This is a genomic window from Brachybacterium netajii (SeqCode), assembly GCF_054114245.1.
Genome location: NZ_JBSYXB010000001.1, coordinates 334,281 through 347,583 on the forward strand (window position 1 = coordinate 334,281; position 13,303 = coordinate 347,583).

Genomic DNA, 13,303 nt, shown 5'->3' on the forward strand with positions numbered 1-13,303 from the left:
CTGCCGCCGCGGGCCTCAGGAGCCCGCGACGAGGTCACTCGCCCTCGGTCGACTCCTCGGCCGCGGGGGCCTCCTCGTCGTCCTCGGGCACGGCGAGGCTGATCTTGCCGCGGGCGTCGATCTCGCGGATCTCGACCTCGATCTTCTGACCGACCTTCACGACGTCCTCGACGCTGTCGACCCGCTTGCCGCCGTTGAGCTTGCGCAGCTGGGTGACGTGCAGCAGACCGTCCTTGCCGGGGGTCAGGGACACGAAGGCGCCGAAGTCGACCACGCGCACGACGGTGCCGAGGTAGCGCTCGCCGACCTCGGGGACCATCGGGTTCGCGATCGCATTGACGGCCGCACGGGCGGCCTCCGCGGACGGGCCGTCGGTCGCGCCGATGTACACGGTGCCGTCGTCCTCGATCGTGATGTCCGCGCCCGTGTCGTCCTGGATCTGGTTGATCATCTGGCCCTTCGGGCCGATGACCGCGCCGATCTTGTCGACGGGGATGGTCACCGCGATGACGCGCGGGGCGTTCGGGCTCATCTCGTCGGGCACGTCGATCGCCTGCGTGAGGACGTCCAGGATCGCGAGGCGGGCCTCGCGGGCCTGCGACAGCGCCGAGGCCAGGACCGAGGCGGGGATGCCGTCGAGCTTGGTGTCGAGCTGGATCGCGGTGACGAACTCGGAGGTGCCGGCGACCTTGAAGTCCATGTCGCCGAAGGCGTCCTCGGCGCCGAGGATGTCGGTGAGCGCCGCATAGCGGGTCTCGCCGTCCACGGAGTCCGAGATCAGGCCCATGGCGATGCCCGCGACGGGAGCGCGCAGCGGCACGCCCGCGTTGAGCAGCGCGAGCGTCGAGGCGCACACGGAGCCCATCGACGTCGAGCCGTTGGAGCCGAGCGCCTCGGACACCTGGCGGATGGCGTAGGGGAACTCCTCGCGCGTCGGCAGGACCGGCACCAGGGCGCGCTCGGCGAGCATGCCGTGGCCGATCTCGCGGCGCTTCGGGGAGCCCACGCGGCCGGTCTCGCCGGTGGAATACGGCGGGAAGTTGTAGTGGTGGATGTAGCGCTTGTGGTCGACCGGCGAGAGCGAGTCGATCTGCTGCTCCATCTTGAGCATGTTCAGCGTGGTGACGCCCAGGATCTGGGTCTCGCCGCGCTGGAAGAGGGCGGAGCCGTGCACGCGCGGAAGGACCTCGACCTCGGCGGACAGCGCACGGATGTCGCGCAGGCCGCGGCCGTCGATGCGGACGCCGTCGGTGAGGACCTTCTGGCGCACGACCTTCTTGGTCAGCGCGCGGAAGGCTCCCGAGATCTCCTTCTCGCGGCCCTCGAGCGGCTTGCCCTCGCCGCCGAGCTCGGCGACGATCTCGGCCAGCAGCTCCTCCGTGCGCTCCTCGCGCTCCTGCTTCGCGGCGATCGACATGACCTCGGCGAGGCGGTCGGTCGCGGCGCCCGCGACGATCTCGAAGGAGTCGTCCTGGTAGTCGAGGAACAGCGGGAACTCGCGGACCGGCTTGGCGGCGGTCGCGGCGAGCTCGGCCTGCGCCTCGCAGAGGGAGCGGATGAAGACCTTGGAGGCCTCGAGGCCCTCGGCGACGATCTCCTCGGTGGGAGCGATCGCGCCCTGCTCCTTGATCAGCGTCCAGGAGTTGTCGGTGGCCTCGGCCTCGACCATCATGATCGCGACGTCGTCCTCGACGATGCGGCCGGCGACGACCATCGAGAAGACGGCCTCGTCCAGCTGCGTGAAGGTCGGGAACGCGACCCACTGGCCGCCCTGGGCGGTCGGCATGAGCGCGATGCGCACGGCGCCGATCGGGCCCGAGAAGGGCAGGCCGGAGATCTGCGTCGAGGCGGAGGCGCCGTTGATGCCGACCACGTCGTACGCGTCGTCGGGACCGCAGGACATGACCGTCAGGACGACCTGGACCTCGTTGCGCAGGCCCTTCACGAAGGCCGGACGCAGCGGGCGGTCGGTGAGGCGGGCGGCGAGGATCGCGTCCGTGCCCGGGCGCCCCTCGCGGCGGAAGAACGAGCCGGGGATGCGGCCCGCGGCGTACATGCGCTCCTCGACGTCGACCGTCAGCGGGAAGAAGTCGAACTGGTCCTTGGGACGGTTCGAGACCGCGGTCGCGGAGAAGACCATCGTGTCGTCGTCGAGGTAGACGGCGACGGCGCCGGCGGCCTGCTGGGCCAGCCGACCGGTCTCGAAGCGGATCTCGCGACGGCCGAAGGAGCCGTTGTCGATGACAGCGGTGGTCGCGGTGATGTCAGGGCCTTCCATGGCCATGAGGTTCTCCTTTGTGACAGGGATGCCCCCGCCGGTGCGGCCATCGCCAGTCACGCGCGCTCCGAACCGGCCGGGGAGGGCCGGGGCGGAGGGCAGGTCACTGCCGAGGACCGAACCTGGTCGAGGGGCGGGGCGTCGTCGTCCCGCCGGGGCGGAACAGGGAACCGCCGCCCGCCCCGAGGGGCGGGCGGCGGCGTTCGTCACCGGCGGATGCCGAGTCGCTTGATCAGCGAACGGTAGCGCTCGATGTCGACCCGCTGCAGGTACTGCAGAAGGCGCTTGCGCTGACCGACCATGAGCATCAGACCACGACGGGTGTGGTGGTCGTGCTTGTGGGTCTTGAGGTGCTCGGTCAGGTAGTTGATGCGGTGGCTCAGGAGCGCGATCTGGACCTCGGGCGAGCCGGTGTCGCCCTCGCTGGTCCCGTACTCCTTGATGATCTCCTGCTTGGTAGCGGTATCGAAGGCCATGGCTCTCCTCTGGTCGTTGCGCGGCGCGCCGGGGGCTGCTCCCCCGGGCTCTCTGGACGAGCTCTCGCGCATCGCGGACCCGTCCCGAGAGGGCGCGGATCCGCGGTGTGCACGGAGAGCTCTCCGCGGCCGAATGGACGGCACCGACCAGCGTATCAGTCGTCCGACGAGGACTGGGAGGCGCTCTCGGCGAGAGTGCGGCGGGTCACCTCGACGTCGGCCTGCATCTGCTCGACCAGGCTCTCGAGCGAGTCGAACTTCAGCGTCGGCCGCTGGAAGTCCACGAACTCCAGGCGGACCGTGTCGCCGTAGAGGTCGAGCGTGTGGTCGTCGTGCACATAGGCCTCGACCGTCCGACGGGGAGCGCCCGCAGCCGTGAAGGTCGGGTTCGTGCCGATGGAGATGCTCGCCGGGACGCCCGCGAGCGGCGCGGTGCCCCGGTGGGACGGATCCTGCTCGACGACGGTGAGATAGCCCGCGTAGACGCCGTCGGCCGGGATCAGGCCCTGCGGCGCCGGCCCCAGGTTCGCGGTCGGGAACCCGAGCTCGCGACCTCGCTGGTGCCCGCGATGGACCACGTCGGTGACGGTGTGGAGCCGGCCGAGCATGCCCGCGGCGTCGGCCACGTCCCCCGCCAGCAGCGCCGTGCGGATCGCCGAGGAGGAGATCCGTCCGCTGCCCTCGCCCGACGGACCGAGGTCCGCGACCGTGACGACGTCGAATCCGTAGATCGCCCCGAGCTCGCGCATGGTCCCGATGTTCCCGGCGTTGGCGCGGCCGAACAGGGCGTCCTCCCCGAGCACCACGCACTTCGCGCCCAGGCCCTCGACGAGGAAGACGCGCACGAAGTCCTCCGGCGAGTACTGGGCGAACTCGCGCGTGAAGTCGATGTCGAGGACGCCGCCCATGCCGGCGAGCAGCAGCAGGCGGTCGCGATCCTCGTGCCCGGTGAGCAGCGGCGGCACGCCGGGCTCGACCATCACATGGCGCGGGTGGGGCCAGAAGGTGAGGGCGACCGGCGTCAGCGAGCGGGCCTCGGCATGCCGGGCGAGCTGCGAGAGCACGTAGCGATGCCCGCGGTGGACCCCGTCGTAGTTGCCGATGGACACCGCCGTCGGACCGAGGTCGCCGGGCACCTCCTGCAGGGAATGCCAGATCGGGGTGCGGCTCACGGGCGGCAGGGTCCTTCCGGGTGCTGGTCGCGCCCGGCGCGTTGCGGAGGGCGGTCCCCGTCGCGGCGGGCGCGACGGACGTGATGCGGATGCAGCGCGTCCGGACTCTACGTCCGGACGCCGGGGAACACTGTAGCCCCCGACGCCGCACGGAGCCCGCCCGGAGCCCTCCCGAGTCCCTCCCGCGAATCCCTCCCGGAGTCCGCACGGCGTCCGGACGCCCTCGCGACGGTCCAGGACTCCTGTCCCTTGCGCCCGGATGTGCCCGAGTTGTGACGAACATCGGAGGGGTCGTCAGCGTGCGCGAATACCACATTCCGGTATCGTTGGCGGGACGGCGGCACCCGGGAAGGACCCTGTCCGCACCTCGCATCCGCGAGGTCGACGCGCTGGCCGCCAGGAACGGAACGACACCATGACGAACGTGACCGATACGGCCGCAGCGGGCGGCACCCGCCCCGCTGGCCGCCGCCGGGCGGCGCTCGTGATCGTCGCGATCCTCGCGGTCCTCGCGATCCTGCTCACCGGCGGCGCCCTGGCGTACGCCAAGCAGTTCGACGGCAAGGCGCTCCCGGGCACCACGGTGCTGGGGCAGGACGTCAGCGGCAGGACGCCGGAGGAGATCGCGCAGCTCGTCGACGAGCGGGGGGCCGACGTCACCGTCACCGTGACCGCCGGGGGGAACTCCCAGGAGGTCTCCCTCGCCGATCTCGGCGTGACCGTCGACGGCGCGGCCACGGCCGCCGCCGCTCTCGACGGCGAGGACGGGGTCGGCGCAGTGCTCGCCTCCACCTGGTCGGGCGAGCGGGCCATCACCCCGGTCGTCACCGTCGACGAGGCGGCCGTCGCGACCTTCGCGAAGAGCCTCGTGCCCGATGACCGGACGGTCCCGGTCGACGCCTCCGTCGCCTACGACGAGGAGACGGGCACCTGGTCCGTCGTCGAGGGCTCCGACGGCCAGGGCGTGGACCCGACGCAGTTCGTCGAGACCGTGACGGCCCAGGCCGGCGCGCTCGAGGACTTCTCGGTCGACCAGCCCTTCGAGGACATCTCCCCCTCCATCACGACCGCCGATGCGCAGTCCGCCGTCGACTCCGTCGACGCCCTGCTCACGCAGGACATGCAGATCACGGATCCCGACGGCGAGATACTCGAGATCGATGCCGATCGCCGCAGCTCGTGGCTGTCGGTCGCCCCCGACGAGGCCGGCGAGTCCCTGGTCGTCTCCGTCGACGAGGATGCGATCCGGGCCTGGGTCGCCGAGCGGGTGGAGAAGCGCAACCACGATCCCAAGAACGGGATCGAGCAGGTCGACGAGGACGGCACGGTCGTCAAGGTCGTCTCCGAGAAGCAGGACGGCGTCGAGGTCACCAACGGCGACGCGGTCGCGGACCAGATCATCGCCTCCCTGACCGACGCCACGCCGCTCGAGACCGCCTTCGAATCCCAGGCCGTCGCCGCGACCGTCGACCAGATCGACGCGCCGAAGCAGACGGAGCCCACCGAGGTCACCGAGGCCGGCGAGAGCTCCGACGCGGCCACGGCCACGGGCGAGAAGTGGATCGACGTCGACCTCACCGCGAAGACGGTCACCGCCTATGTCGGCACCACCGCCGTGTTCGGGCCCCGCTCGATGGTCGACGGGAAGTCCGGCTACGAGACCGTCACCGGCAGCTACGAGATCTACCTGCGGTACGACATGCAGGACATGACGAACGCCGGCAAGATCTCCGAGGACGACCCGCGCTACTACTACACCGAGGACGTCCCCTGGGTGCAGTACTTCTACCGCGGCTACGCCTTCCACGGGGCGCCCTGGCGCTCCTCCTTCGGCTACTCCGGCTCCCACGGATGCATCAACATGTCCGTGTCCGACGCCAAGTGGCTGTACAACTGGGCGTCGATCGGCACCCGCGTCGAGGTCCATTACTGAGACCTTCGGGAACGTCCAGCGCCCGGCGCGCGATGACGATCTGAGAGAGGGCCTCACCGGTGCATACCGGTGAGGCCCTCTCCCTGTCCGTCCCGTCGGGTCCCGTCCGTTCCGTCGAGAGCCGTCCGTTCCCGTCAGCCGTCGTGCGCGGTGCGCGTCGTCATCAGCTGCGTGCGTCGGGCGGGATCACGACGTCGGGCGCCCAGGCGGTCCGCTCCCGGTGCACGAGGGCGCACAGCCGGCCCTGGCGGTCCAGGGCCGCGACGGGCCGCTCCCCGCCGTCCTTCGCCCGGGGCACCGGATGCGCGGGCTCCACGGGGCCGGTCGCCGACGCTCGGGAGATCCGCTTGCCATGGGCGAGGTCGGCGGCGCCGGCGTCGTCCACGAGGATCCCGGCGAGCACGCGCGCGGCCGTCGCGCCCAGTCCCGCGAGCGGCAGCTCGACGTCATCGCCCTCCCCGCGTCCCGGGACGAGGGCGGCATCCTCCACCTGGAACGGCCCGACCTCCGTGCGACGCAGCGCGGTGAGGTGGCCGCCGACGCCGAGCGCCCGTCCGAGGTCGCGCGCGAGGGCGCGCACATAGGTGCCCGAGGTGCAGGCGACCACCACGTCGATGTCGACGAAGGGGCCGACGGCGCGCAGCGCGGTGGTCTCGAAGCGGCGGATCGTCACGGGTCGGGGGGCGAGCTCGACGTCCTCCCCCGCACGTGCTCGCGCATAGGCGCGCTTGCCGTCGATCTTGATCGCACTCACCGTCGAGGGCACCTGCTGGATGTCCCCCCGGAGCGCATCGATCCCCTCCTCGATCGCTCGTGCGGTCAGGTCGGTGGCGTCGACGGGCTCGCCGAGGGGCTCGCCCTCGGCGTCATCGGTCGTCGTCGCGAGCCCGAGGCGGATCGTCGCAGCGTAGACCTTGTCGAGCCCCACCAGCTGCGTGAGGAGCCTCGTCCCCTGGCCGACGCCGAGCACGAGCAGGCCCGTGGCCATCGGGTCGAGGGTTCCCGCATGGCCGACCTTCTTCGTGCCGAGCAGCCACCGGACACGGGCGACGACGTCGTGGCTCGTGCGTCCGGCGGCCTTGTCGACGAGCAGGATGCCGTGCGGCGCGGGGGCGGCGGGATCCCGCCGCCCTCCGTGCAGGGTGCTCACGCGCGCGGGTCCTCGTCGGCCGCCTCCGGCGATGCATCCTCGCCCGCCCCGTCGGGGCTCTCGGCGTCGTCGCGATCGCCGTCGAGATCGTAATCGTCGTCGAGATCATCGTCCTCGACGTGCTCGTCGTGCGGGACCCGGTACGGATCGGCCTCGCCCGCGAAGGACGCGCCCTCCTTCGTGCGAGCCAGCTCGGCATCGCGATGGCGAGCCATGACCAGGAGGTCGTCGATCGCCCGGGCGTTCTCCGGGATCGCGTCGAGCACGAACTCCAGGGACGGGGTCAGGCGCACGCCGGTCTGCTTGCCGACCTCGCTGCGCAGGAGACCGGTGGCGCTGCGGAGGGCCGCAGCGGTGCCCTCGCGCTCCTCATCGCTGCCGAAGACCGTGTAGAACACGGTCGCGTGCTGGAGATCGCCGGTCACGCGGACATCGGTGATGGTGACGGTCCCCAGGCGCGGGTCCTTCACACGGGTGTCGAGCATCGTCGCCACGATCTGGCGGATGCGGTTGGCCAGACGGCGGGAACGGGGGTTGTCGCTCATCAGCGGATCCTCTCGGAGTCGGTGCCGAGGGCGGTGAGCTCCTCGAGACGGGGGTGGTCGGCGGGGACCGCGAGCAGGATGTCGCGGTCGATGGACTGGTCGACGCGGTGGCGGAAGGCGCCGTCGGGGCTGACGACGCGGAGACCGGCATCGGCGAGGACCGCGCTCGCGTCGTCGTGGGCCAGCGTATGCCGGTTCACCGCGAGCACCATGGCGCCGCCGTCGCGCAGGAGCCGACGCCAGGGCGGTGCGGCCTCGGCGAGCACCTCGAGCGGGGACCGGCTCCACCCGGAGCCGCCCCGTCCGCCGTGCTGGACCCCGTACGGGAGGTCCGCGACGATGACGTCGATCGAACGATCCGGAAGCAGGCCCCCGAGCTCGCGCGTATCGCAGCCGAGCAGCGTCAGGGTCTGCGACCGTCCGTCGCGCTGGGCCTGCCGATCCTCGGCGAGCTCGACGTCGACCCGGGTGCCGAGGACCGTGCCGCGCACGGCCAGCCGCCCGGCGTCGACGGTGTGCTTGTAGCGATGGCTGCGCAGCCAGGTGGACAGGAAGGTGCGGTACGCCTCGACGTCCTTGCGGTCGATCTCCGCGCCGACGGGGCTGAGCCCCAGGCGCAGCGCCCGGTTCAGGGTGGTGCCGCGCCCGCACATCGGATCGAGCAGGCGCAGGGTCCCGTCGAAGAGGGCGTCGCGACGAGTGCTGAGCGCCGCGCCCAGGTTGATCATCAGCGCGGTGAACTGCTCGTTGGTCTTGCCCGGGTACTTGAGGATCGTCTCCAGATCGCTCGGATGCCGCAGCGGCACCGGTGGGTCCAGGGGCCGCAGGAGCTCGTCCGCGACGTCTCCGCCGTCGACGATCTCGAGCACGCCGAGCGTTCCCGAGAGGCTGCCGAGGAGCCGCAGGGTGCGCTCGTCGAGCGCGCCCGCCGCCTCGGGGCCGGTCGCGTCGGGACCGTCGGCCGTCGGGAGCTCGATCTCGAGAGCATCCATGCCGCCGACGATGCGTTCGCGCACGGCGAGACCGCCGGCGATCCGTGCCCCCAGGACCCAGCGGGCCTCGGTGAGCACGAGCCGGCCGGCGGCCTCGGCGTAGACGCGATTGGCCGACGGGGCTCGCAGCACCAGCACCCGTCGGCCCATGATCGTCTCGCTTCCCGTTCACGAGGTCCGGGCGCCGCTCGCGCGGCGCCCGGACCGAGGGTGATCAGATGCGGGGCTTCTCCTGCATCTCGTACGTCGTGATGACGTCGCCGAGCTGCAGATCGTTGTAGGAGCCCAGGTTGATGCCGCACTCGTAGCCCTCGCGGACCTCGGTGACATCGTCCTTGAACCGTCGCAGGCCGGACACCTCGACGTTCTCGGAGACCACGACGCCGTTGCGCGTGATGCGCGCCTTGGCGCCGCGCTTGATGATGCCGCCGCGCACGATCGAACCGGCGATGTTGCCGAACTTGGAGGAGCGGAAGATCTCGCGGATCTCCGCCGAACCGAGCTCGACCTCCTCGTACTCCGGCTTGAGCATGCCCTTGAGGGCCGCCTCGACCTCGTCGATGGCGTTGTAGATGACCGAGTAGTACTTGATCTCCACGCCCTCGCGGTCGGCGTACTCCGCGTTCTGGCCCTCGGCGCGCACGTTGTAGCCGATGATGATGGCATCCGAGGCGACGGCCAGGTTGATGTTGTTCATCGTGATGGCGCCGACGCCGCGATCGATGATGCGCAGCTGCACCTCGTCGCCGACCTCGATGCCCAGCAGGGACTCCTCCAGGGCCTCGACGGCACCGGCCGCGTCGCCCTTGAGGATGAGGTTGAGGGTCTCCACCTTGCCGTCGGCCATGTGCTTGGTGATGTCCTCGAGGGAGATCCGCTTGCGGGCCCTCGACAGCGACGCGGCGCGCTTGGCGGCCTCGCGCTTCTCGGCGATCTGGCGGGCGGTGCGCTCGTCCTGGGCAACCAGGAGCGAGTCGCCGGCGCCGGGCACCGAGGTCAGACCGAGCACCTGGACGGGACGGGACGGGCCCGCCGCCTCCACCGCGTCGCCGTTCTCGTCGAGCATCGCGCGGACGCGGCCATGGCCGGCGCCGCAGACGATCGCATCGCCGACGTGCAGGGTGCCCTGCTGGATCAGCACCGTGGCCACCGGGCCGCGACCGCGGTCCAGGTTGGCCTCGATGGACACGCCGCGCGCGTCCTTGTCGGGGTTGGCCCGCAGGTCCAGCGAGGCGTCCGCGGTGAGCAGGACGGCCTCGAGGAGCGCATCGATGTTCAGGTTCTCGCGAGCGGACACGTCGACGAACATGGTGTCGCCGCCGTACTCCTCGGCCACCAGGTTGTACTCGGTGAGCTGCTGGCGGATCTTCGCGGGGTTCGCCTCGGGCTTGTCGACCTTGTTGACCGCGACCACGATCGGCACGTTCGCCGCCTGGGCGTGGTTGAGCGCCTCGATCGTCTGGGGCATCACGCCGTCGTCGGCCGCGACCACGAGGATCGCGATGTCCGTCACCTGGGCGCCGCGGGCACGCATGGCCGTGAAGGCCTCGTGACCCGGGGTGTCGATGAAGGTGATGGCGCGCTCCGCGCCCTCGTGCTCCACCTGGACCTGGTACGCACCGATGTGCTGGGTGATGCCGCCGGCCTCGCCCGCGCCGACCTTGGACTTCCGGATGGTGTCCAGCAGTCGGGTCTTGCCGTGGTCGACATGGCCCATGACCGTGACGACCGGCGGACGCGGCAGACGATCGGCGTCGTCCTCGTCGGCGAGCTCGGCATCGAGGTCGATGTCGAACTGCTCGAGGAGCTCGCGCTCCTCGTCCTCCGGGGAGACGATCTCGATCTTGTAGCCGAGCTCCTCCCCGAGCAGGTGGAAGGTGTCCTCGTCGAGGGACTGGGTGGCCGTGGCCATCTCGCCCATCGCGAACAGCACGGTGATCAGCGACGCCGGGTTGACGTCGATGCGATCCGCGAAGTCCGTCAGCGAGGCGCCGCGACGCAGCCGGATGTGCGTCTCGCCGTCACCGCGAGGGATCTGCACGCCGCCCGGAGCGGGAGCGTGCATCTGCTCGTACTCCTGGCGCTTCGTACGCTTCGACTTGCGCGAGCGCGCGGGCTTGCCGCCGCGACCGAAGGCGCCCTGGGTGGCGCCGCGACCGCCGCGACCGCCGCGGGGACCGCCGCCACCGCCACCGGGACCGCCGCCGGGCGCGCCGGGACGACCGCCCGCGCCGGGACGCCCGCCGCGACCGCGCTCGCCGCCGCCGCCGGGGCGGGCGTCGGCGAGACCGCCGTGGGAGTGCTGGCGCATGATGCCGGGCGTGGGAGCACCGGGACGCGGACCACCGGGACGGGGACCGCCCGGACGGGGGGCGCCGTCACGGCCGCCGGGACGCGGGGCGCCCTGGGCGTCGCGCTGCGGCGCGGGACGGGGACCGCCCGGACGCGGCATGCCCTGCGAGGTCGCGAAGGGGTTGTTGCCGGGACGCGGGGCGCCGCCCTCGCGAGGGCCGCGACCGCCCTGCTTGGGACGCGGGCTGCCGGGACGCGGCATGCCCTGCGAGGTCGCGAAGGGGTTGTTGCCCGGACGGGCACCGCCCGGTCGCGGCGCAGGACGCTCGCCGCCCGGCTTGGGAGCACGGGAGGCGGGACGCTCGGGAGCGGCCGGCTCGGGGCGTGCGGCACCCGGCTTCGGGGCCGCCGCCTTCGGGCCGGGGGTCGGAGCGGAGGGAGCCGCCGGAGCAGGCTTCTGCGAGGCCGCGGGAGCCGCCGGAGCGGGCTTCTGGGCCGGAGCAGGGGCGGGCGCCGCCGCGGGCGCCGCGGAGGCAGCAGCCTCTGGGGCGGGCGCCGGGGCAGGCTTCTGAGCGGGCTTCGCCGCGGCGGGCGATCCCGGCTTGGGGGCGCCGCCCGGCTTGGGCGCACCGCCCGGCTTCGCAGCGGGGGCGGGCTTGGCGGCGGAGTCGCCACCGGCGGCGGGGAACTCCCCGCGGAGCCGACGTGCGACGGGTGCTTCGATGGTCGACGAAGCGGAACGGACGAACTCGCCCATGTCCTGCAGCTTCTGCAGGACGACCTTGCTGGGCTGTCCGAGCTCCTTGGCGAGCTCGTGGACGCGGACCTTAGCCACATTTCTCCTGTCTCGGTCCGGCCGACAAGAGGGCGCGGACCATTAGTTCCAGAGGGTGCTCATGCTCGAGTACTCATCGGATGTCCATGGGGTCTTCTACCTGTTCCACTGGATGGTGGGCTCGAAGGCCTCGAGGTCCCGGATCAGCGGTCCGGTGTCGACCGCGCCCCTGAACGAGCGGGCGAGGCCGCCCCGCCGCAGGGCGAGGTCGAGGCATGACGCATCGGGATGGAGCCAGGCTCCGCGGCCCGGGGCCGATCGTCGAGGATCGAGCCGGACGCGAGGCGTGCCTCCGTCGGGAGCGGACTCCCGGACCAGACGCATCAGCTGATCGCGCGGGGCGGCCTGACGGCAGCCGACGCACGTGCGCTCGGGGCGGCGGGGCGCAGGATCGTTCACCTGTCCACGCCTCCGTTCCGAGCTCCCGCCCGCATGCAGGCACCCCCGGTCGGGCGACCTCCACGCTGGACGAACAGCCTCCCCAGTGTAGCGGAACGAGGTCCGCGGCCGGGAACCGGAGAGGTCTGCGCCACACCGGTGCGCGGTGCGCCCCGGTGCGCCCCGGTGCGGCGTCGGTGCGGCGTCGATGCGGTGTCCGTTCGACGTCGACGAGGCCGCGGGGAGCGCCTCAGGCGCCGGCGGACTCCGCGCCGGCGTCCGGCTCCGGGGCGTCGTCGGGCCGGATGTCGATCTTCCATCCGGTCAGCTTCGCCGCGAGGCGGGCGTTCTGCCCGTCCTTGCCGATCGCCAGCGAGAACTGCGCGGCCGGGACGGTCGCGCGGACGGCGCGACCGACCTCGTCGATCACGACCACGCTCGTCACCCGGGCGGGCGACAGCGCGTTGGCGACGTAGGCGGCGGGGTCCTCGTCGTAGTCGACGATGTCGATCTTCTCGCCGGACAGCTCGTTCATGACCGCGCGGACGCGGGCGCCCATCGGGCCGATGCACGCGCCCTTGGGGTTGACCCCCGGGACGGTCGCGCGCACGGCCATCTTGGTGCGGTGGCCGGCCTCGCGCGCCAGGCCGGAGATCTCGACGGTGCCGTCGGCAACCTCGGGGACCTCGAGCGCGAACAGGCGGCGCACCAGGTTCGGGTGCGAGCGCGAGAGCGTGATCTGCGGCCCCTTGGGTCCGCGACGGGCCTCGGTGACGTAGGCGCGCAGGCGCTTGCCGTGCGAGTAGTCCTCCCCCGGCACGCGCTCATGGGGCGGGAGCACGGCCTCGACGCCGCCGAGGTCGACGAAGACCATGCGCGGATCGCGGCCCTGCTGGATGATGCCCGAGACGATGTCCTCGGCGCGGTCGGCGTACTCGCCCAGGACCGCCTCGTCCTCCAGATCGCGGATGCGCTGGAAGATCACCTGACGGGCGGTCGAGGCCGCGACCCGCCCGAAGTTCTCGGGGGTGTCGTCCCACTCCTCGACGACGTTGCCGTCGGCGTCGAGCTCGCGGGCCATGACGGCGACCTCGCCGGTCTTCTCGTCGATGATCACCTCGGAGTCCCGCACCGGATGATCCGTGTGCAGGTAGGCGGCGTGCAGCGCCGAGCGGATGGCGTCCAGCAGCACGGGCAGGCGGATGTCGCGCTCGCGCTCGAGGGCGCGCAGGGCTCCCATGTCGATGTCCAT

At 72.0% G+C, this 13,303-nt stretch carries 10 protein-coding genes; 1 reads left to right on the forward strand and 9 read right to left on the reverse strand.

The window, feature by feature from the left end; translation table 11 throughout:
• Positions 1 to 34: 34 nt before the first annotated feature.
• The 3 genes from ACXET9_RS01465 to ACXET9_RS01475 form a co-directional block, all read right to left on the reverse strand.
• Positions 35 to 2,278, reverse strand: coding sequence for a polyribonucleotide nucleotidyltransferase (locus ACXET9_RS01465; RefSeq protein WP_457884183.1), 2,244 nt, complete (start codon positions 2,276 to 2,278; stop codon positions 35 to 37).
• 206 nt (positions 2,279 to 2,484) lie between these two features.
• Positions 2,485 to 2,754, reverse strand: coding sequence for a 30S ribosomal protein S15 (gene rpsO / locus ACXET9_RS01470; RefSeq protein WP_457884185.1), 270 nt, complete (start codon positions 2,752 to 2,754; stop codon positions 2,485 to 2,487).
• A 155-nt stretch (positions 2,755 to 2,909) separates the two neighbouring features.
• The gene (locus ACXET9_RS01475) at positions 2,910 to 3,926 is read right to left on the reverse strand and encodes a bifunctional riboflavin kinase/FAD synthetase (RefSeq protein WP_457884187.1); all 1,017 of its coding nucleotides are present in this window, start codon (positions 3,924 to 3,926) and stop codon (positions 2,910 to 2,912) included.
• A 415-nt stretch (positions 3,927 to 4,341) separates the two neighbouring features.
• Between ACXET9_RS01475 and ACXET9_RS01480 the strand changes: the two genes are divergently transcribed.
• Positions 4,342 to 5,859, forward strand: a complete 1,518-nt coding sequence (locus ACXET9_RS01480; protein WP_457884189.1) for a L,D-transpeptidase family protein — start codon at positions 4,342 to 4,344, stop codon at positions 5,857 to 5,859.
• Between the two features lie 163 nt (positions 5,860 to 6,022).
• Here the strand turns inward: ACXET9_RS01480 and truB are convergent, their stop codons facing one another.
• From truB to nusA, 6 genes are all read right to left on the reverse strand, one after another.
• Entirely contained in the window at positions 6,023 to 7,009 is a 987-nt protein-coding gene (gene truB, locus ACXET9_RS01485; RefSeq protein WP_457884191.1) for a tRNA pseudouridine(55) synthase TruB, read from the reverse strand.
• A complete protein-coding gene (rbfA, locus tag ACXET9_RS01490) occupies positions 7,006 to 7,554 on the reverse strand; it encodes a 30S ribosome-binding factor RbfA (protein WP_457884193.1) in 549 nt (182 codons plus the stop codon). Before rbfA ends, truB begins: the two co-directional genes overlap by 4 nt.
• The gene (locus ACXET9_RS01495) at positions 7,554 to 8,684 is read right to left on the reverse strand and encodes a TRM11 family SAM-dependent methyltransferase (protein WP_457884194.1); all 1,131 of its coding nucleotides are present in this window, start codon (positions 8,682 to 8,684) and stop codon (positions 7,554 to 7,556) included. The genes rbfA and ACXET9_RS01495 overlap by 1 nt, the downstream gene beginning before the upstream one ends.
• A gap of 76 nt (positions 8,685 to 8,760) precedes the next feature.
• The gene (gene infB, locus ACXET9_RS01500) at positions 8,761 to 11,673 is read right to left on the reverse strand and encodes a translation initiation factor IF-2 (protein ID WP_457884196.1); all 2,913 of its coding nucleotides are present in this window, start codon (positions 11,671 to 11,673) and stop codon (positions 8,761 to 8,763) included.
• A gap of 96 nt (positions 11,674 to 11,769) precedes the next feature.
• Positions 11,770 to 12,072 carry a YlxR family protein gene (locus ACXET9_RS01505; protein ID WP_457884198.1) on the reverse strand — a complete coding sequence of 101 codons (303 nt, stop codon included), beginning with the start codon at positions 12,070 to 12,072 and terminating at the stop codon, positions 11,770 to 11,772.
• A gap of 229 nt (positions 12,073 to 12,301) precedes the next feature.
• Positions 12,302 to 13,303, reverse strand: a complete 1,002-nt coding sequence (gene nusA / locus ACXET9_RS01510; protein WP_457884200.1) for a transcription termination factor NusA — start codon at positions 13,301 to 13,303, stop codon at positions 12,302 to 12,304.